Genomic DNA, 20,281 nt, shown 5'->3' with positions numbered 1-20,281 from the left:
GGATAAAAAAGAAGCCTGCATCATGCGGGCTTCTTGTTGGCTGTAAACCGAGGGGGCTTAGTGAGCGATGGGGGCGGCATCCGGTTTGGTGAGCAGGCGCTCGACGTCGTCGATCACCTTGAGGGCCGCCTGGGGGCCGCCGGTGGAGGTCCAGAGCGACCCGTCGACGGCGCCGAAGCGCTTGCCCTTGATGGCGCCGAGCTGCTGGAAGGCCGGGGTCTGCTCGGCCTGCTTCATGGCATCCACCGCATCCCCGCTGGTGCTGAGGGTGCCGATCACCAGCCAGTCACCGTCCAGCAGGTTGAGGGATTCGAGGCTCAGGGCCGGGGAGTGGGGGCTCTTGTCGCCAATCTGGTGGGAGGGGCGGGTGAGCCCCATCTCGGTGACCACGCTGCTGGCAAAGGTGCCGCCGTGCATGTAGCTCGGCCCCTTGGGGTTCCAGCGCACTATGCTCATCTGTTCCCCCTGATGCTGGGCAAGCTTGCTGCGGGCCTCTGCCAGGCGGGCCTCATACCGGGTGAGGAACGCCTTGGCCTCGGCCCCCCGGTTCATCGCGTCGGCGCTGCGACCGAACACGGTTTTCCAGGGCTCGCCCCAGTTGCCGGTGACGACGGTAGGGGCGATCTCCTTGAGCAGGGCCAGGAGCTCGGGCTTGGTCTGGCCGGTGAGGATGAGGTCCGGCTCCAGATCGATGAGGGTCTCCAGATTGGGGTTGTCCAGATCCCCGACCACGGCGATCTCCTTGCCCGCCTTGTCCAGCAGATAGCGGGGCAGGGTGGACTGGCCGCGCCCATTGACGGTGCCCACCGGCTGCACCCCCAGAGTCAGGGCGCTGTCGAGATCGAGTTCGCTCAACACGACGACCCGCCGGGGCGAATCGGGGACGCTCTGGGGCTGGCCGTTGGCATCGATGACCTGGCGGCTGCCCGCCTGGGCCTGGAAGCCCGTCAGGCTGGCCAGCATGAGCAAGGTGGCCAGCGGGGAGAAGATCTTCATGGTGACATCCTTATGGGTGAAATCGGTGGGCCGGAGTCTGTGGAAAGTGCCTGAGAGCCGCCCGGCCAGCCCCGAATGGGCGGGGACATGCTACCACAAAGCAAGTGAGAAGCGTTGTCATTTGTATTTGTGGCATGACCTCGGCTTGCTTTGGTACCATCGCAGGCCCCTGTCAGGAGCCTTGCATGTTGCCTCGTTGTCCCTCACTCGATGGATCCTTTGTCCGTCAATTCGATGCCTTGTGCCTGCCGGGCCTGGAGACGCTGTCTCTTCATCGGGTCAGTTTTGATCCCGCCGCCTTCTCGCCGGAGTGCTTTGGGGCCCAGGGCATCATCCTGCCTGCTTCATTGCAGGGGGCTGCCCCCAAGCGCCTCGGGGAGTTTCTGGCAGGGCGTCTCGCAGCCCGTGAGGCCCTGCGTCCCTTCGGTCTTGCAGGATGCAGCGTGGCCATCGGAGCGGCCCGGGAGCCACTCTGGCCTGAAGGGGTGGAGGGGAGCATCAGCCACAGCCGGCTGGCGGGAGAGGGGGTGGCCCTGTGTGCGGTGCGTCCGGGCCAGGAGGGAATCGGGCTGGATCTGGAGGCCTGGCTCGATGGCGACCAAGGGGCGAAGCTCTGGCCCGGCATCATGGATGGGGAGGAGTGGGGACGGCTGGAGGCGGGGGTTCACGACGCCCAGCTGAGCCTGGCAGAGGGCGTGACCCTGGTGTTTTCCGCCAAGGAGAGCCTCTTCAAGGGGCTCTATCCCCGGGTGGGGCGCTACTTTGACTTTCTCGATGCCCGCTGGCTCGCCATGACGGCGCAGACTCTCACCCTGGAGCTCAAATGCCCGCTGACACCGACCCTGCCAGCTGGCTGGCGCTGCACCCTGCACTGGCAAGCCCTGCCGGGGGGCGTGCTCACCGTCTTGTTGCTGTGAGCACGATGCCAGCGCCCGGATAACGCCAGCGCAAAGCCCAGAGAAAGAAACCGCCATCAGGCGGTTTCTTTCTCTGGGACAGGGTATGGCTCAGGCCGGCACGCCATGGTCGGCGCGCAGGCGAGGCGCTTCGTCAGCGCGTCGGCGGGGCACGATGACAGGGGCCCCGTCGCCGGGGGCGTGCAGTATGTCCACATCGGTTTGGTAGAGGCGATCGATGAGGGGCTTGGTCACCACCTCCCGGGCCGGGCCCATGGCCTGGATGGCGCCATCCCCCAGGGCAATCAGCTCGTCGCAGTAGCGGGCGGCGGTGGCGAGATCGTGGATGACGATAAGCACCGTCTTGCCCTCGGCGGCGACCCGATGGATGGCCTCCATCACCTCGGTCTGGTGGCCGATGTCCAGCGCGCTGGTGGGCTCGTCCAGCAAGATGATGTCCGCATCCTGTGCCAGCACCATGGCGAGCCACACCCGCTGGGCCTGACCGCCGGACAGCGAACTGGCGCTCTGGTGCCAGATGGCATCGAGCTGCATCCGCTCCCGGGCCCAGTCCACCATGCGAGCATCTTCCTCGCTCCACTGATTGAACCAGCCCTGATGGGGATGGCGGCCATATTGCACCAGCTGCTCCACCAGGATACCGGGGGGGACCAGGGGACGTTGGGGCAGATAGGCGAGTTCCCGAGCCAGGGCTTTGGCGCCATAGGCACCGAGTGGCTTCTCCTTGAGCAGGATCTCCCCGGACCGGGGTTGCTCCTGTCCCGCAAGGAGCTTGAGCAGCGTGGATTTGCCGCCGCCGTTGGGGCCGACGATCCCCACCAGCTTGCCCCGGGGGAGGGAGAAGGAGATCTCCTTGAAGATGGTCTTTTGCGGGTAGCCGAACTGGAGTCGGTTCACGGTGAGCGTCATCGGGCGGCCCTCGGTCTGTATTGAAAATGGATGAATGCCATGGTCAGTCGGCCTTCTGGCGATCTTTGAGCAGGATGAAGAGCAGCAGCAGGCCGCCGAGAATGCGGGTCATGATGCCGGTAGCCACTTCGTGGGGGCTGGCCAGCACCCGCACCAGGGTGTCACTGGCGAGCAGCATCAGGGCGCCGCACAGGGCGGCAATCCAGAGCGGCACGATGCGATCCCGGCTGAGCCAGGAGGCAAGGATGGGGGCCGCCATGGCGATGAAGACCACGGGGCCGCCGATGGCGGTGCCAAGGGCTGCGACTATGATGGCCTGGGCCAGCACCCCGAGCTGGACCCGGTTCACGTTGACCCCGAGAGTACGGGCGGTGATCGGTCCCAGGCGCAGCACGCCGAGGGAGCGGGAGAGACAGACAGTCCAGGGGCAGATGAGCAGTAGCAGCAGGCTTACCGGCAGCAGGGTGCCATAGCCCTGACCGACGAAGTTGCCCATGTTCCACAGATAGAGGCTGGTGAGGTGCACCAGGGACTGGGTGGACATGACGAACTGGCCGAGGGCGTTCATCAGCTCCGAGACCCCGATGCCGATCACCACGAACAGGTAGCCCTGCTCCCCCGGCTTGTTGCACAGGGCATAGAGCACGGCGGCGGCAAACAGGGCGCCGAAGGGGGCGGCCCACCAGGGCCAGGTGCCCAGGGTCAGATAGAGAGAGAAGATGATGATGGCCAGGGATGCCCCCTCGTTGACCCCGATCATGTCCGGGGTGGCGAGGCGGTTGCGCACCAGGGTCTGCACCAGGCAGCCCGAGAGTCCCATGGCGGCGCCGGCCACCAGCACCGCCAACAGGCGCGGCAGTCGGATCTTGAAGACGGTTACCTGATCGAGTCGGCTTCCCTCCCCGAGCAGGGTCTGGATCACCCCCATCATGGTGATCTTGCCGGACCCCAGGGTGAGGGCCAGCAGGGAGAGCAGGGTGAGGGCGACCAGGAGCCCCAGGGTGATGAGCCAGGCGCGGCGGTGCAGCAACAGGGTGTGGCTGCCAAGGCGAAGGCAGAGGGTGCCGCTCGGGAGTGAGAGAGAGTTCTTCATGGGCGTGGCACCTTATTTGACGGCCAGCAGGGAGCGGAAGCCGCCGCTGCGCACCACCAGGATGAGCACGGGCGCCCCGATGAGCGCCAGAATGACGCCGTTGGGCAGCTCGTAGGGCTGGATAAGCCAGCGGGCCAGCACATCGGCACCGAGCAGAAAGAGCACCCCGAACAGGGCGGAGAAGCGCACCTGGATGGCGAGGCGAACCGGCTCCACCAGGCGGGCGCAGTAGGCGGCGAGGAAGCCGACAAAGCCGATGGGACCGGCGATGGCGATGGCGCAGGCGGTGAAGAGCGTTGCGGCCAAGAGCACGCCGACCCGCACCCGGGTGGGGCGGATGCCGAGGGCCCTGGACTGGTGATCCCCCATCTGCATCAGGGTGAGAGGGCGACAGAGCGCCAGGGTCAGCAGCAGGGCGGCCAGGGCAAAGGGGACCACGGTGAGTACCGCTTCCAGACTGGAGGCGGCAAGGGACCCTAAGTTCCAGAAGCGGAACTGCTCCAGCACCACCCGGTTGGAGAGCAGCAGGAAGTTGGAAAGACCGCCGAAGGTGGCGGAGAGGGCGACCCCTACCAGGATGAGCTTGAGGGGGTTGGAGCGCCCCACCATGAGGCCGAGGCCCAGCACGATGAGGTTGCCGAGCAGGGCCCCCATGCCGGACCAGAGCAGATACCCGTAGGCGGATTCGACGCCAAACCAGGTGAGGCCGATCACCAGAGCAAAGACGGCGCCGGCATTGACCCCGAGCAGGCCGGGTTCGGCCAGAGGGTTGCGGGTGGCACTTTGCAGCATGGAAGCCGCCAGGGAGAGTGACGCCCCCACCACCAGGGCTGCCAGGGTGCGTGGCAGGCGCAGGGTATGGACTATCATGGCGAGCTTTTCATCGGCCACGAAGGCGGGATCGCCCATCAGGAAACCGGCGACCTCGCGGCCACCATAGACACCGGCCCCAGTGGCCAGTGACAGACAAATCAGCAGGAAGAGGAGCAGCACGCCGAGCCAGAACAGCCGAGCTTGGTATCTGAGCACTCAATGACTCCTTGAATTCGGGGAGGCAGAAACGCAAAAAGGGAGCCCCGCGACCGGGGCTCCCGCATACAGGATGGATTACAGCTTGTAATCGACCCCTGCGTAGACGGTACGACCTTCCAGGATGAAGTCGGCGTCGGTCGCCACCTCGTCACGCTGGGTGTTGGTGAGGTTGGTGATGCCGAGTTTGAAGTCCAGGGCCGGCGTGACGGTCCACTTGGTGTTCACGTCCAGGGTCTGGTAGTGCTTGGAGGTGAATGCCTGGGCGTTGCGAGCCGGCACCTTGATCACCTGGCTGCCGACATACTGCCAGGCCAGGTTGGCGCTGACCACGTCGCTCGCCTTCCAGTCCAGGCCGATGTTGCCGGTGTGATCCGGGGTCTTGGCCAGATCGTCACCCGTGCTCTTGTCTTCGGAGTCCAGCAGGGTCAGGTTGCCGGTCAGCTGCACGTTGTCCAGCACGTCGAACCAGCCGGTCAGCTCCAGCCCCTTGATGCGGGCCTTCTTGACGTTGAGGTAGGTCATGACGGTCGGACGGTAGCCCGGGCCCCACTGATCGCTCTGGATCAGATCCTCGATCTCGTTGTGGAAGCCGGTCACGCCTGCGCCGAAGCGATCGGCGTTGTAGGCGGTGCCAAGCTCGTAGCTGACGGAGGTTTCCGGCTTCAGATCCGGGTTGCCTATCACCTTGCAGGCGCCGCGGCAGGCGGTGGTGGCGAACCCTTCGCTGGACTGGGCCAGGGTCGGGGCCTTGAACGCCTTGCCGGCGCCCCCCTTGATCACCCACTCGTCACTCAGGGAGTAGAGGGCGTAGGCACGGGGGCTGAACTCGTTGCCATAGGTCTCGTGGTGATCCAGACGGCCGGAGAGCGTCAGGGCCAGATCCCCAAAGCCGAACTCGTCTTGCAGGTAGAGAGCGCTCTGGCTCGCATCCACGCTGCCGTTCTGGATGCTGCGGCTGTGCTCCAGCTCGGTCTTGCGGAACTCTGCACCCGAGGTCAGCAGGTGATCCCCGAGGTAGCCGCTCAACTGGCCATCCACCGTGTTGTTGGTCTGGGTGATGTCGGCGGCGCCACCGTTGAGCTGGGAGTCATCCATCAGATCGGTCTGCTCGAAGTAGTAACGAGCGCGGCTGTCGAAGTGTTCCCAACGGCCGTTGTGGGTCAGCCCCAGGCTCAGGCGATCGAGTTTCTGCACGTTGTGGGGAGTGGCCGGTGCGGTCGGGGCACGGGGCACGTTGTTGAAGTAGCTGTCCATGTCGTTCTGGTTGTAACCCAGATCGAAGTCGATGTCCTGGTTGTCGGCCACCAGCCACTTCAGGCTGGAGAGCACGTTGACCACTTCCCGTTTCTCCAGGGCGTCGGCATCCGGGTTGTTGGACTGATCGCTCTTCCAGCGATCCCGCTGATAGCCTTCCACCACCACGCTGCCCAGCAGCTTGTTGTCGATCAGGGCGCCGGAGACGAAGGCGCTACCCTGGTTGGCATCCCCGCCATCCCCCTTGGTGGGCATGGTGTGGGTGTAGCCGACGGCCGCTTCGGTGTTCTCCTTGGCCTGGCGCAGGATCACGTTGACCACGCCGCCGAGGGCATCGGCCCCGTACAGGGAGGAGACGGGACCGCGGATCACCTCGATGCGCTCGATGGCGGCCATGGGGATGGAGCTTAAGTCGAAGTCGTTGCCAAAGGAGCTGCCCAGGGTCTCGCGGGCGTTGACCCGCTTGCCGTTGACCAGCAGCAGGGTGTAGTCACCGCCCATGCCGCGGATCTTGATCTCGTTGCGACCCGTGGGGTTGGTGCCGATGATGTTGACACCGGGCACGTGCTTGAGGGCATCGCCGATGTTGTTGACGTTCATCTTGTCCAGATCGGCGCGGGTGACCACGGAGACGCTGGCCGGGGCGGTCAGCTCGGTGTGCTTGGTCTGGGTGGCGGTGACCACCACCGTCTCGTTGGCCTTGACGGACTCGGCCTGGGCCAGGCCCGGTACGGCCAGCAGACCAAGGGAGAGCAGAATGGGGTTCAGTTTAAAGAGGCCGTGCTGCAACTGCATTGTCAAAAACTCCATGGATATAACTGAGGTTATGGGGTCCGGATTCTTCTGATCCGGTGCTCACTGACTTCCTTGTCTGGCGGTGCCAGAGGCAGGATTATTGTTATCTCTTGTGCGCTTCAGGCCCCGGATGAGGAACCAGACACCGGCGCAGGCCACCAGGGTGCACGCAATGTTGATCCAGGCCAGGGTGGGGAAACCGTGCAGGGCGCCCCCCTCGTCGGAGACCAGATATCTGGCAGAGAGCAGGCTGCCTAGGCCCGCCGCCACATTGGTGACCGAGCCCTGGAAAGACATGAAGGCGGCGCGCTGATGGGGGGCCGGAATGGCCGCCGTGACCGCGAGGGTGGTGCTGGCACGGGCGGAGCTCAGGGCCATGAAGAGGGTAAACAGCAGATAGAGAGGCAGGCCTGCCGGCAAGGCAAAGCCCACCAGGGTGATCAGGGCCAGGGCCAGGCTGGTGAGCAGGGTGGCGCCCTGGGCGCGGCCCTGATCGATCCAGCCGCCGCACAGGCGCATGGTGGCCATGCTGGCAAGGCCGCCGCACAGATAGAGGCTGGCGATCTGCTCGCGCGGGAAACCCAGGTTGAACTGGAAGTAGTTGGCAAAGTGCGGAATGAGCAGGAAGTGGCCGAACATCTGCAGGCAGAGGATGAAAAGGGCTCCCAGGCAGAGCGGTGACCCCAGCAACTGGCGCATCCCCTGGCCTGCCGGGGCCCGGTTGACCGGCAGGGACGGCAGCCAGATGGCACACAGTAGGGCCAGCAGCAGGCCGCCAGCACCAAACAAGAGGAAGGGGCTCTGCCAGCCAGACCACTGGGCCAGCACGAGGGCTGCGGGCACGATCAGAATGGCGGCCAGGGAAAACGCCATGCCCACGTAGGCGAGACGGCGGCCCCGCTCGGCGGGCGGTACCAGATCCAGCACCGCCGCCATCAGGATGGCCCCAAGGGGGCCGGCCACGCAGCCGGACAGGATAAAGAGCAGCAGCAGGGTCTGGCTATCCTCGGCCAGGGTGCAAGCCATCAAGAGCAGGAAGCGCAGGACCAGCAGTACCAGCAGGGCGGGTTTGCGGTTGACCCGATCGAGCCAGGGGGCGGCCAGGAGGCCCAGCAGGGCGGCTCCCAGGGTGGCGCCGCCGCTGAAGTAACCTGTCTGCTCCGGCAGCATCCCCAGACGGGTTACCAGTTCCGGGCCAAGGGGCATCACCATCATCATGCAGCCCATGGAGAGCATGTTGATGAGCAGCGCCAGGTGGATGGCGGCAGGGGTGGATGCGACGGATTCTGGCTTCATCAGAGGCTGACTCGAAAAAATGAGTCCGAATTGTATCCGAGGGTTTTTGTTGTGACAACAAATGATAACCATTTTTATTTGTATTGATTGGTATCTTAACGAGTCTTTATCAGGTGCCTCTGTGTGGGGTTGCATACTAGGCCCGTTGCAATCGGGGCGCCATGGACCATGATGGCAGGAAGCGAGAGGGTGGCGGTGAACGCCGGGAGGAGAAGATGCGCACTGGATCAGGGTATTGGGGGCTGGGGTGCTGCCTGTTGCTGGCATTGCCCCTGAGGGCCGAAGTGAAGGTCATACCGGTATTCGAAGCGGATGCCGCGGTGCAGACGCTCAAGGAGATCTACCCGGATCTTGGGGTGAGCGCCATGGGCAACCAGCTGGTACTGAGCGGAACCCCCGCCCAGTTGCAGGAGGCCGAGCGTACCCTGGCGCAAGTGAACCAGCCGCCCCAAAGCCTGCTCATCGAGTGGCGGGTGGATGGCGCCTCCAGCAGTCAGCAGGCCGGAGTGGGGCTGGGCCTGGATGCCAAACGGCAGTGGCTGCTGGAGGGGGATGCCCGGCACTATGAACGCAGCCAGAGTGACAACTGGCAGGTGCGTGGCCTCTCCGGACGGCCCGTGTTGTTGCAGATGGGGTCCTATCAGCCGGTGACCTTTTACCAGTGGCAGGGGGGAAGGGTGGTGGGCATGATGCCGCTGATGAACGGTCTCTACGCCACCGCGACCCTGATAGGGGACAGGGTGCAGGTGGCCCTCAGCAGTGAACAGGCAAGAGTGGAGCGAGGCAACATACACACCGGCCAGAGTGCCACCGAGGTGAGCGGCGCCCCGGGCCAGTGGCTGACGGTGGGGGAGCTTTCCACAACCCAAGGCAGCCGGGAGGCCGCGATCGCCAATCCATCAGGCATGGGCGGGGCCAGCGGCAGCGAACGCCAGACTCTGCAGATCCGGGTCACGCGCCAGTGAACCAGCCTGTCAGTGGGGCTGATCCAGAGCGTAATCCCGCAACTGGCGGCTTCTTAGCAGATACCAGAGCGCCCAGAGGCTGGCGATGAGCACCAGGGCGGTGGGCCAGTTGAACGACCACTGCTGCAGATTGAGGCTGTGCAGTTGCATCACTAGGCCGCTCGCGGTGGAGCAAAGCAGCAGAGCGCGGCTGTGGCGTCTGAGCCAGGCTCTGGCACTGTGGGTCTGGCGATGGGTGCCGCCGCAGGCGAGCAGCGCCAGCATGGCGGGCACGTCCGTCAGCAGGCTGATATAGAGGGTGAGCTTGTCCGGGTAGAAGAGGGTCAGGATGGCGCTGCCACTCTCCCGGGTGACCCCCGCCATCAGAAACAGCCAGACCGAGCGGGTCAGCAAGAGGGCGATGGGCCAGAACCAGAGCGGGGGGCGCAATTGGCCGTGATCGTCGTAACGGTGTTCGGGGTAGAGGGTCATGGTGGACCGGTATCCATTCATGCAGTGCGAGTGATGAAGGGGATATGGGGCACAGGGCAGGCCATTGCAAGGCCGGCAACGGCCGGGAATTAATCGGGGGGCCAGGCCCCCCAATCCGCAGTCTTTAGTTGCCGGGTTCCGGCGTCACAGCCAGCCTTTTCGCTTGAAGAAGAGACCGGTGCCCAGCGATGACATCACCATCAGCACCAGGGAGAGGGGGTAGCCGTATTCCCAAGCGAGCTCCGGCATGCGGCCGAAGTTCATGCCGTAGATGCTGGCGATAAGCGTCGGCGGCAGGAAGATCACCGCGGCTACCGAGAAAATCTTGATCACCTTGTTCTGCTCCAGATTGGTCACCCCCATGGAGGCCTCCAGCTGGAAGTTGATCTTGTCGAACAGAAACTGGGTATGGGGCAGCAGGGATTCCACGTCGTGCAGCATCTCGTCGATCCACTTGTTCTGCTCTCCCGTCATGCGCTGGCGCAGACTGCGTTTGAGGAAGCGCAGGGCGCGGCGGGTATCGTGCAGGGAGAGACGGATCTGGCCGTTGGCCTCTTCCTGGGCCATCAGCTCCTTGAGCATGGGGTTGATCTGGTCCGGCTCGAAGATCTGATCGGCGGTGTTCTCCAGGGTCTTGTACCCATCCTCGATCAGGTCTGAGAGGTACTCCACCTTGAGGTTCTGCACCTCCAGCAGGATGTCGAGGGCATCTTCGACCTCCAGTCTGTCCTGACGCATGTAGTGGCGCAGCAAACGCACCAGGCCGATGTCATCCTCGCGGATGCTGATCAGCAGGTTGTTGCGCAAGGTAAAAGAGACGTGCACACCCTTGGTGTCGCGACCGATGCGCTGGGGAAACAGGGAGTGGATGTGCAGACCGTCGGTGTCCCAGTAGAAGCGGGCGGATGCCTCGATGTCATCGAGCTCCTCCTTGTCCGGCACCTCCTCCAGGAACAGGCCCGTCAACCATTCTCGCTCCGCTGTGTCCGGCTTGTAGGCATCCAGCCAGACGGTGTTGTCGGGAACGATGTCATCCGGCCCGAGCGTGACTATGTCCAGCACCTTGTTGTTGAGAATGTAGGCGGTGATCATCTGTCCCCCCTTAAGAAGTCATGGGTAATCAGGGATGGTTGCACAGGTTCATGCGGCCTTAGATCGCACGGAAAGCGATCCCATGAAATAGCATAACGAGGCCGATGGACAACCTGAATGCGGCGAACTATACAGGGGCGGGACCCGCTTGTCAGGGCCTATTCATCAGGGGTTCAGCCTGTTCGCTCAAAAAATCGGCGAGGTCGGATCAGCCGTGGCGACCCCGATGCGGGCGATCCCGGCGTCGCCTTCTTTGTTCGCCCTGGTGTGGGGGAGGGCCCGGGCTCACCGGCGGGAATGGCGGGTTGCTGGTCGCCCTGCGACAGCCCCCGGCCAAGCGCAGGAAACGGTCTCCGGGCGGTGTTCCGGGGCTGCGTCTCCTTGTTATCTGCTCTGGTGTGCGTGGGCAAGCCTGTTACAGATTGGGATAGTTGGGGCCCGAGCCGCCCTGGGGCGGCGTCCAGACGATATTCTGGCTGGGATCCTTGATGTCGCAGGTTTTGCAGTGAATGCAGTTGGCGGCGTTGATCTGCAGCCTTGGCCGGGTATCCCCATCAAGGATCTCGAACACCCCCGCCGGGCAGTAGCGCTGGGCGGGTTCGGCCCAGGTGGGCAGGTTGACCTCGACCGGAATGCGCGCGTCCTGAAGGGTCAGGTGACAGGGTTGATCCTCGTCGTGGCTGGTGCTGGCCAGATAGACGGAAGAGAGCTTGTCGAAGCTGAGCTTGCCGTCGGGTTTGGGGTAGTCGATGGGCTGGCAACGGCTGGCCAGGCGCAGCTGGCGGTAATCCGGCTCCTTGTCCAGCAGAGTAAAAGGAGAGGTCAAGGCAAAGAGTCGCTGCTCCAGCCAGTTGAAGGCGCCGCCGAGCCAGGGGCCGAAGCGGTGCAGGGCGGCCCCGACGTTGCGGGCCCTCTTCAGTTCCCGGGTCAGCCAGCTTTGCAGCAGCGCGTCCTGAAACTCGGCCAGATCCCGTCCCCCTTCATCCCCTCCTCGCAGTGCCATGGCGACCGTCGCGGCCGCCACCATGCCGGACTTCATGGCAGTGTGGATCCCCTTGATGCGGGAGAAGTCCAGGGTGCCCGCGTCACAACCGATGAGCAGACCGCCGGGAAAGTGCATGCGCGGCAATGAGTGCCAGCCCCCCTTGGTGATGGCCCGCGCGCCGTAGCTGATGCGCTCGCCCCCCTGCAACGTTGCCGCGATGAGGGGGTGGTGCTTGAGACGCTGGAATTCGTCAAAGGGGCTGAGCCAGGGATTCTGGTAGTTGAGATCGACGATAAGGCCGACCGCCACCTGATCCTGGGCCAGATGATAGAGATAGAAGCCCCCCTGACTCTTGTTGCCCTTTCCCTCCCCAAGGGGCCAGCCGCTGCCATGGAGCACCCGCCCAGGATGGGATTGTCCCGCTGGCACCTGCCACACCTCCTTGAAGCCGATGGCGTAATGCTGCGGCTGGGCGGTATTTTCCAGATGGAATCGGGCGATCAGCTGTTTGCCGAGGTGGCCGCGCGCCCCTTCGGCAAACAGGGTATAGCGCCCATACAGGGCCATGCCGGGCACGTGATCCGGCTTGGGGTTGCCCTCCTTGTCGAGACCAAGATCACCGGTCACCACCCCGCGCACCCGGCCCTCCTCCACGATGAGGGTGCTGGCAGCAAAGCCCGGGTAGATCTCGACACCGAGGGCCTCGGCCTGCTTGCCGAGCCAGCGGCAGAGGGTGCCGAGGCTGATGATGTGGCTGCCGTCGTTGTGCATGCGGGGTGGCACCGCCCAGTGGGGCAGCTGCAGGGAGCGGCTGTCGTTTTGCAGCAGATGGACCTGATCATCCGTCACCGGCACGCCGAGGGGGGCCTCCTGCCAGCTCTCTGGCAGCAGCTCCCTGAGGGCGACGGGATCGAGCAGGGCGCCGGAGATCAGGTGGGCGCCGATCTCGGCCCCCTTCTCCAGCAGGCAGACCGAGAGGGCCGGGGCCTGCTGCTTCAATGCGATGGCGGCGCTCAGGCCTGCCGGGCCGCCACCCACGATGACGACATCAAATTCCATTGCTTCGCGTTCCATCTTGCCTCTGTGCTCGACTTGGCCTAGGGTAGTGCTGGTAGTTTACGTAAACGTAAACCACTTTGTCAGCAGAAAAGTGAGTGACGACAAGGTGGACCCACACAACAGGTATGAGGGATGACCGCCATGAAGCTGCTGGTCGCAGTCAAACGGGTCGTTGATTACAACGTCAGGATCCGGGTCAAGGGGGATGGCTCCGATGTGGAGCTCGCCAATGTGAAGATGGGCATCAACCCGTTTTGTGAAATCGCGGTGGAGGAGGGGGTCAGGCTGCGGGAAGCCGGCGTGGCATCCGAGCTGGTGGTGGTGACCTTCGGCCCCGAGGCGGCGGCCGAGCAGTTGCGCCATGCCCTGGCGCTGGGGGCGGATCGGGCGCTGCACTATGTTACCGACGAGACCCTGACTCCGCTCACCGTGGCCCGGGCCCTGCAAACGGTGTGCGGGCAGGAGCAGCCCGATCTGGTGCTGCTCGGCAAACAGTCCATCGATTCCGACAACAACCAGGTGGGGCAGATGCTCGCCGCCCTCAATGACTGGCCGCTTGCCACCTTCGCCTCCGCCATCAGGCTGGTGGAGGGGGAATTGCAGGTGACCCGCGAGATAGACGGTGGCCTCGAGACCCTCGGCATGGCGCTGCCCGCCGTGGTGACCGTGGACTTGCGCCTCAACGAGCCGCGCTTCGCCTCCCTCCCCAACATCATGAAGGCCAAGCGCAAGCCGCTGGAGAGCCAGCCGTTCGCCGCCCTCGGGGTGGTGCCGGCCGACCAGACACGGCAGCTCGGGGTGATGGCGCCGCCGGTGCGCAGCGCCGGCATCAGGGTGGGCTCGGTGGACGAGCTGCTGGACAAGCTCAAGCACGAAGCCCAGGTGCTCTGATGGGCAGGGGCATGAGAGGGATGCCTCCCGCAGGCGTGAGCGCCATGCATGGGGCAGCGGCCCCGGGGAGCAAGGGATCAATGGATGACATGAAGGTGCTGCCATGAGCGTACTTGTGATTGCGGAACATCATCAGGGGCGGATCGCCGACAACCTGGCCCAGCTGGTCACGGCGGCGGGGCGCCTGGGGGGCGAGGTGCACCTCTTGCTGCTGGGGCAGGGGCTGACGGAGGCGGGGAAGCAGGCCGCCGCCCTCACGGGGGTAAACCGGGTGCTGCTGGCAGAACATCCCATGCTGGCGGAGGGGCTCAACGACGGGGTCGACAGACTGCTCGCCGAGGTGGCCAGGGACTACCAGCACTGCCTGATGGCGGCCAGCAGCCAGGGCAAGGATCTGCTGCCGCGAGTGGCGGCCAGGCTCGGGGTGGAGATGATCGCCGAGGTGACCGGCATCGAGGGGCCCGACACTTTCCTGCGTCCCATCTATGCGGGCAACGCCATCGCCCGGGTGGCGAGCAGCGCCCCCGTCAAGGTGCTCACCGTGCGGCCTACCGCGTTCGCCAAGGCCGGGTCCGGGGAGGAGCGTGCCGTGATGGAATCGCTGCCGGTGGCCGAGGTGCGCTGCCGTACCCGGCTCATCGAGCGGCGTGCGGTGCGCTCCGCCAGACCCGAGCTCGGGGCGGCCCGGGTGGTGGTCTCCGGCGGGCGGGCACTCGGCTCGAAAGAGCACTTTGCCCTCATCGACGCCCTGGCGGACAAGCTGGGGGCTGCCGTCGGGGCATCGCGGGCCGCCGTGGATGCGGGTTATGTCTCCAACGACCTGCAGGTGGGGCAGACCGGCAAGGTGGTGGCCCCCGAGCTCTACATCGCGGTGGGCATCTCGGGGGCCATCCAGCATCTGGCGGGGATGAAGGAGTCCAAGGTGATCGTCGCCATCAACAAGGACGCGGAGGCCCCCATCTTCCAGGTGGCGGACTACGGTCTGGTGGGGGATCTCTTCACCCTGCTGCCGGAGCTCACCGCCAAGCTGTAAATTTGCCACAAAGGGGCGAACAAAGCCGTCCGTGCTGTCTCGCCCCCGTTTCCATGCATATTCTCTGCAAGCCCTGGCCCGTTCAGGGCTTTTGTCTGATGGGTGCCCGGTGGCGCCGGGGCAAAAGGTTGCGCTGGATCCCAAAAAGCCTTTGCCCCCACGGGGGGCTGTCGTGTAAAAACGTTCGAGTCACCGATCACACACATCCATTCACGGAAAGCGTCATGAGCAAACAGATTTACAACTTCTGCGCCGGCCCTGCCATGTTGCCGGTTGAAGTCATGGAGCGCGCCCAGCGCGAATTTTGTAATTTCCAGGGGCTGGGAGCCTCGGTCATGGAGCTTTCCCATCGCGGCAAGCCCTATATGGCGGTCGCCGAGAAGGCCGAAGCGGACCTGCGCGACCTGCTGGCGGTGCCGGACAACTACAAGGTGCTCTTCATGCACGGCGGTGGCCGCGGCCAGTTCTCCGCCGTGCCCATGAACCTGCTGGGTGGCGCCAACAAGAAGGCGGATTACCTGGTGACCGGCGTCTGGGCCCAGAGCGCCGTGGATGAAGCCCAGAAATACGGTGACATCCAGACCTTCCAGGGGGTGGCCAAGAACGAGCAGGGGGTCTCCCACCTGCTGCCGACGCCGGCGTTTCGCGCCGATGCCGCCTATGTGCACTACTGCCCGAACGAAACCATCGATGGCATCGAGATGTTCGACATCCCGGCCACCGGCGATGTGCCCCTGGTGGCGGATCTCTCCTCCACCATCCTCTCCCGTCCCCTCGACGTGAGCCGCTTCGGCATCCTCTACGCCGGTGCCCAGAAGAACATCGGCCCCTCTGGTCTGGCCATCGCCATCGTGCGCGACGACCTGCTGAACCAGGCCCGCGCCGATGTGCCGTCTATCTTCGACTACCAGCTCACCGCCAAGAACGACTCCATGTTCAACACGCCCCCCACCTACGCCTGGTATCTGGCCGGTCTGGTGTTCGAGTGGCTCAAGGAGCAGGGTGGCCTGGCGGCGATGGAAGCACGCAACAAGGAGAAGGCCGACTTCCTCTACGGCTACCTCGATCAGTCGAACTTCTATGGCAACAAGGTGGATGTGGCCTGCCGCTCCCGCATGAACGTGCCCTTCCAGCTGAAGAACGAGGCCCTGGACAAGCTGTTCCTGGCGGAGTCGGAAGCGGCCGGTCTGCTGGCCCTCAAGGGACACCGCATCGTCGGTGGCATGCGCGCCAGCCTCTACAACGCCATGCCCCTGGAAGGGGTCAAGGCCCTGGTCAGCTTTATGGATGACTTTGCCAAACGCCACGGTTGAGGCGTGTCTCCCCATTGCCAGACGCCGGGGACTCCCCGGCGTCTGTTTTTCAGACCCATCCTGACCCAGGCCGCCCTCTCCCGCGGTCGTGCCACTGTCGAACTTGCCGCGGGGGACGCGGGCTGTTAACGTCCGGTCAGGTGATTTAATTGAGATCGAACAGGAAGTCTATGAATTCGTTGCGTTTGGAACCCATTTCTAGCGTGGCCGGGGTGGTCAATCTGCCCGGCTCCAAGAGTGTCTCTAACCGGGCCCTGCTGCTGGCGGCCCTGGCCCGGGGCACCACCCGGCTGACCAACCTGCTCGACAGCGATGACATCCGCCACATGCTGGCGGCGCTGACCCAGCTCGGCGTCAAGTACAAGCTCTCCGCCGACAAGACCGAGTGCACCGTGCACGGTCTGGGTCGCAGCTTCGCGGTCTCGGCACCGGTCAACCTGTTCCTCGGCAATGCCGGTACTGCCATGCGCCCCCTGTGCGCCGCCCTGTGCCTGGGCTCCGGCGAGTACACCCTGGGCGGCGAGCCGCGCATGGAAGAGCGCCCCATCGGCCACCTGGTGGATTCCCTGCGCGAAGCGGGTGCCCACATCCAGTACCTGAAGAAAGATGGCTATCCGCCTCTGGTGGTGGATGCCAAGGGGCTCTGGGGTGGCGATGTCCACATCGACGGCTCCGTCTCCAGCCAGTTCCTGACGGCGTTTTTGATGGCGGCCCCCATGGCGGCCGGCGACACCCGCATCCACATCAAGGGGGAGCTGGTCTCCAAGCCCTACATCGACATCACCCTGCACATCATGAAGCAGTTCGGGGTGGTCATCGAGCACGACGACTACAAGGTGTTCTACATCAAGGGCAACCAGACCTATGTCAGCCCGGGGGACTTCCTGGTGGAAGGGGATGCCTCCAGCGCCTCCTACTTCCTCGCGGCGGGCGCCATCAAGGGCAAGGTGCGGGTTACCGGCATCGGCAAGCACAGCATCCAGGGGGACATCCACTTCGCCGACGTACTGGAGAAGATGGGGGCCCGCATCACCTGGGGCGATGACTTCATCGAGGCCGAGCAGGGGCCGTTGCACGGCATCGACATGGACATGAACCACATCCCGGATGCGGCCATGACCATCGCCACCACGGCGCTGTTTGCTGAGGGCACCACCACTATCCGCAACATCTACAACTGGCGGGTGAAGGAGACCGACCGCCTGCACGCCATGGCGACCGAGCTGCGCAAGCTGGGCGTGGAAGTGGAGGAGGGGCACGACTTCATCACCGTGATCCCGCCCGCACAGCTCAAACACGCGGCCATCGACACCTACAACGATCACCGCATCGCCATGTGCTTCTCCCTGGTGGCACTCTCCGATACGCCGGTCACCATCAATGATCCGGGTTGCACCTCCAAGACCTTCCCGGACTACTTCGACAAGCTGGCCAGCGTCAGTCAGGCCTGAGCCCTTTCGGCCCGCTTCGTGCGGGCCTTTTCATCTCTGCCCCCGCTTTTTTCATGCCTCCTAGCAGCATTATGCAAACTTGCAAGGTGCGATAATAAAATTCCTTGTCGAAGAATGTAATTTTCTATTTACACCGACCCGGCACAGGGCTAGATTGAGATCTCTTTATCGCAGTCATCTAGCAGGAAACTTGGTCATGCAGCATCAAACCGACGACGTTCGTATCAGTGAAATCAAAGAGTTATTGCCCCCGGTTGCGGTGCTTGAGAAGTTTCCGGCGACCGACACCGCCTCGGCCACCGTGTTTGAATCCCGTCAGGCCATCCACAACATCCTGGCCGGCGACGATGATCGCCTGCTGGTGGTGATCGGCCCCTGCTCCATCCACGATCCGGTCGCCGCCCTGGAATACGGCAAACGCCTCAAGGTGCTGCGCGACGAGCTGAAAGATCAGCTGGAGATCGTGATGCGGGTCTACTTCGAAAAACCCCGTACCACAGTGGGCTGGAAGGGGCTGATCAACGATCCCTACCTCGACAACAGCTGCCAGATCAATGACGGTCTGCGCCTGGGTCGCAAGCTCTTGCTGGATCTCAACGACATGGGGCTGCCGACCGCCTCCGAGTTCCTCGACATGATCACCCCGCAATACGTGGCGGATCTGATGAGCTGGGGTGCCATCGGTGCCCGTACCACCGAATCCCAGGTACACCGCGAGCTGGCCTCCGGTCTCTCCTGCCCGGTGGGCTTCAAGAACGGCACCGACGGCACCATCAAGGTGGCCATCGACGCCATCGGCGCCGCCAGCGCCCCGCATCACTTCCTGTCGGTGACCAAGTACGGCCACTCCGCCATCGTCTCGACCGCTGGCAACCCGGACTGTCACATCATCCTGCGCGGTGGCCGCGAGCCCAACTACAGCGCCCGTCACGTGGATGAGGTGGTGAGTGGTCTGGACAAGGCGGGTCTGCCCCAGAAAGTGATGATCGACTTCAGCCACGCCAACAGCAGCAAGCAGTTCAAGAACCAGATGCTGGTGGCCGAGGACGTGGCCGGTCAGCTGCGTGCCGGCAGCAAGGCGGTGTTCGGCGTCATGGTGGAGAGTCACCTGGTGGAAGGGCGTCAGGATCTGGTGGACGGGTGCGAGCTCACCTTCGGCCAGAGCATCACCGACGCCTGCATCGGCTGGGCCGATACCGAGGTGCTGCTGCGCAACCTGGCGGACGCCGTGGCCGCTCGCAACGCCCTCTGAGCCCAAGGCGCCCCGTTGGCGGGGCAATAAAAAAGCGCGACCCTGGGTCGTAATGCCGATCAGTTAAGGATCCATTGACCGATCCTCAGGCTGTGTAAGAATCCGAAACTCCTTGTTGGGTTTCGGATTTTTTTATGCGTATCGACCAAGCTCTCGACTTCATTCACGCCTGTCCTCCCGGAAAGTTTGAGTCCCTGTCTGACCTGCTGTCACCTGAACTGGTGCAGGCTTGCTTGGCCGAGACGGGCTCCGTCTCCTTGCGCCGACGGCGCATGCCCATGGAGCGGGTGCTATGGGCCATTATCGGGATGTCCTTGTTTCGTCATGTCCCTATGGCCCAGCTGGCCAACCAGCTCGATATCCTGTTACCCGGCGACCGGCCGTTTGTCGTCCCCAGCGCCTTCATCCAGGCGCGCCAAAAACTGGCTGACCAAGCCGTTCGACAGGTGTTCCAGCAGACCGCCACACTCTGGCATCAGCTGTGTCAGCACCCCACCTGGGCCGGCTTGCAGCTGCTGGCCGTGGACGGGGTGGTCTGGCGCACGCCCGATACTCCGGACAATGCCGGCGCCTTTGCCAAGTCGAAAACCGTCCAGGGGGAGACGCAATATCCCCAGGTCCGCATGTTGTGTCAGATGGAGCTGACCAGTCATCTGCTGACCCAGACAGTGATGGACTCCTGTGCGGTAAACGAGATGGTGTTGGCAGAGCAACTGATTGAAAAAACACCCGATAATAGCCTGACCCTGTTCGATAAGGGCTTCTACTCACTGGGGTTACTCCATGCCTGGCAACGCCAGGGCGTAGCGCGTCACTGGCTTATTCCGCTGAAAAAGGGGGCTCAATACGAGGTCATCCGCAAGCTGGGGCGGCAGGATGTGCTGGTACGCCTCAGAGCCAGTCCGCAGGCCAAGAAGAAGTGGAGCGAGTTGCCGGAGCAGTTCGAAGCCCGGCTGCTGACCCGGACGGTAAACGGCAAGGAGCGGCAGGTGCTGACCTCGCTCACCGACCCGCTGCGCTTCCCGGCCAGCGAGTTGATGGAGCTATACCAGAATCGCTGGGAAATCGAGCTGGGCTATCGGGAGATGAAACATAGCCTGCAACAGCACCGGCTGACGCTGCGCAGCAAGAAACCCGATGGAGTAAGGCAGGAGCTATGGGGCTTGGTATTGGCCTATAACCTACTGAGATATCAGATGGTTAGGATGGCGGCGAGCTTAAAGGGCTATACGGCCAGCCAGTTGAGCTTTCACATGGCATCGGTGTATCTGCTGCATGAACTCAGTTGCCTGCCGTTTGTGTCACCGGGCATGGTTCCAGGGCGTGTCGCTGAGTTGGACAAACAGGCAGAGCAGTTCAAGTTACCCGCCCGCCGAGAACGAAGTTACCCAAGGTGCATCAAAGCCAAACCACAGAAGTATGCGACGAGAAAACCTAGTAAAAACAATGCCAGTCAGGCTTAACTGACTGGCATTAC

17 protein-coding genes are annotated in these 20,281 nt (G+C 63.8%); 8 read left to right on the top strand and 9 right to left on the bottom strand.

Translation table 11 applies throughout. From position 1 onward, the window contains the following. Positions 1-57: 57 nt before the first annotated feature. Entirely contained in the window at positions 58-996 is a 939-nt protein-coding gene (locus AB5Y54_RS18605) for an iron-siderophore ABC transporter substrate-binding protein (protein ID WP_119197727.1), read from the bottom strand. Positions 997-1,181: 185 nt separating this feature from the next. Between AB5Y54_RS18605 and AB5Y54_RS18600 the strand changes: the two genes are divergently transcribed. After that, positions 1,182-1,913 carry a 4'-phosphopantetheinyl transferase gene (locus tag AB5Y54_RS18600; protein ID WP_119197726.1) on the top strand — a complete coding sequence of 244 codons (732 nt, stop codon included), beginning with the start codon at positions 1,182-1,184 and terminating at the stop codon, positions 1,911-1,913. Between the two features lie 90 nt (positions 1,914-2,003). Here the strand turns inward: AB5Y54_RS18600 and AB5Y54_RS18595 are convergent, their stop codons facing one another. The 5 genes from AB5Y54_RS18595 to AB5Y54_RS18575 form a co-directional block, all read right to left on the bottom strand. Next, positions 2,004-2,822, bottom strand: a complete 819-nt coding sequence (locus AB5Y54_RS18595) for an amonabactin ABC transporter ATP-binding protein (RefSeq protein WP_119197725.1) — start codon at positions 2,820-2,822, stop codon at positions 2,004-2,006. A gap of 43 nt (positions 2,823-2,865) precedes the next feature. Then, on the bottom strand, positions 2,866-3,915 hold the full coding sequence (locus AB5Y54_RS18590; protein ID WP_042017258.1) for an amonabactin ABC transporter permease subunit 1: 1,050 nt from the start codon (positions 3,913-3,915) through the stop codon (positions 2,866-2,868). A gap of 12 nt (positions 3,916-3,927) precedes the next feature. Further along, entirely contained in the window at positions 3,928-4,944 is a 1,017-nt protein-coding gene (locus AB5Y54_RS18585; protein WP_119197724.1) for an amonabactin ABC transporter permease subunit 2, read from the bottom strand. Between the two features lie 78 nt (positions 4,945-5,022). Continuing rightward, positions 5,023-6,996, bottom strand: a complete 1,974-nt coding sequence (locus tag AB5Y54_RS18580; protein ID WP_042017256.1) for a siderophore amonabactin TonB-dependent receptor — start codon at positions 6,994-6,996, stop codon at positions 5,023-5,025. Positions 6,997-7,056: 60 nt separating this feature from the next. Continuing rightward, a complete protein-coding gene (locus AB5Y54_RS18575) occupies positions 7,057-8,292 on the bottom strand; it encodes an MFS transporter (protein ID WP_124814502.1) in 1,236 nt (411 codons plus the stop codon). 215 nt (positions 8,293-8,507) lie between these two features. Here AB5Y54_RS18575 and AB5Y54_RS18570 point away from each other — a divergent pair, with 215 nt between their 5' ends. Then, positions 8,508-9,257, top strand: a complete 750-nt coding sequence (locus AB5Y54_RS18570; RefSeq protein ID WP_124814501.1) for a hypothetical protein — start codon at positions 8,508-8,510, stop codon at positions 9,255-9,257. A gap of 9 nt (positions 9,258-9,266) precedes the next feature. Here AB5Y54_RS18570 and AB5Y54_RS18565 read toward each other — a convergent pair whose 3' ends face one another. The 3 genes from AB5Y54_RS18565 to AB5Y54_RS18555 all read right to left on the bottom strand — a co-directional run bounded on the left by AB5Y54_RS18565 (position 9,267) and on the right by AB5Y54_RS18555 (position 12,879). Beyond that, positions 9,267-9,728, bottom strand: a complete 462-nt coding sequence (locus AB5Y54_RS18565) for a DUF2919 domain-containing protein (RefSeq protein ID WP_043155869.1) — start codon at positions 9,726-9,728, stop codon at positions 9,267-9,269. Positions 9,729-9,872: 144 nt separating this feature from the next. Beyond that, positions 9,873-10,820, bottom strand: a complete 948-nt coding sequence (gene corA / locus AB5Y54_RS18560; RefSeq protein WP_005301617.1) for a magnesium/cobalt transporter CorA — start codon at positions 10,818-10,820, stop codon at positions 9,873-9,875. Positions 10,821-11,235: 415 nt separating this feature from the next. After that, entirely contained in the window at positions 11,236-12,879 is a 1,644-nt protein-coding gene (locus tag AB5Y54_RS18555; protein ID WP_201972606.1) for an electron transfer flavoprotein-ubiquinone oxidoreductase, read from the bottom strand. Positions 12,880-13,005: 126 nt separating this feature from the next. Between AB5Y54_RS18555 and AB5Y54_RS18550 the strand changes: the two genes are divergently transcribed. The 6 genes from AB5Y54_RS18550 (at position 13,006) to AB5Y54_RS18525 (ending at position 20,267) form a co-directional block, all read left to right on the top strand. Beyond that, positions 13,006-13,755, top strand: coding sequence for an electron transfer flavoprotein subunit beta/FixA family protein (locus AB5Y54_RS18550; protein ID WP_160836922.1), 750 nt, complete (start codon positions 13,006-13,008; stop codon positions 13,753-13,755). A gap of 103 nt (positions 13,756-13,858) precedes the next feature. Then, complete coding sequence (locus AB5Y54_RS18545; RefSeq protein WP_119197721.1) at positions 13,859-14,788, top strand: electron transfer flavoprotein subunit alpha/FixB family protein; 930 nt, start codon at positions 13,859-13,861, stop codon at positions 14,786-14,788. 224 nt (positions 14,789-15,012) lie between these two features. After that, entirely contained in the window at positions 15,013-16,101 is a 1,089-nt protein-coding gene (gene serC / locus AB5Y54_RS18540) for a 3-phosphoserine/phosphohydroxythreonine transaminase (protein WP_113724858.1), read from the top strand. Positions 16,102-16,271: 170 nt separating this feature from the next. After that, positions 16,272-17,552: a 3-phosphoshikimate 1-carboxyvinyltransferase gene (gene aroA / locus AB5Y54_RS18535; protein ID WP_119197720.1), complete on the top strand. Its 1,281-nt coding sequence runs from the start codon at positions 16,272-16,274 to the stop codon at positions 17,550-17,552. A 196-nt stretch (positions 17,553-17,748) separates the two neighbouring features. Beyond that, entirely contained in the window at positions 17,749-18,804 is a 1,056-nt protein-coding gene (gene aroG / locus AB5Y54_RS18530) for a 3-deoxy-7-phosphoheptulonate synthase AroG (RefSeq protein ID WP_041212942.1), read from the top strand. A gap of 134 nt (positions 18,805-18,938) precedes the next feature. Continuing rightward, entirely contained in the window at positions 18,939-20,267 is a 1,329-nt protein-coding gene (locus AB5Y54_RS18525; protein WP_010676218.1) for an IS4 family transposase, read from the top strand. The last annotated feature ends 14 nt before the right edge of the window (positions 20,268-20,281 follow it).

Source organism: Aeromonas sp. s9 (genome assembly GCF_040907765.1).
Lineage (GTDB): Bacteria > Pseudomonadota > Gammaproteobacteria > Enterobacterales > Aeromonadaceae > Aeromonas > Aeromonas caviae.
Note: the sequence above shows the minus strand (reverse complement) of the source record. Positions and strands in the feature narration are given on the sequence as shown.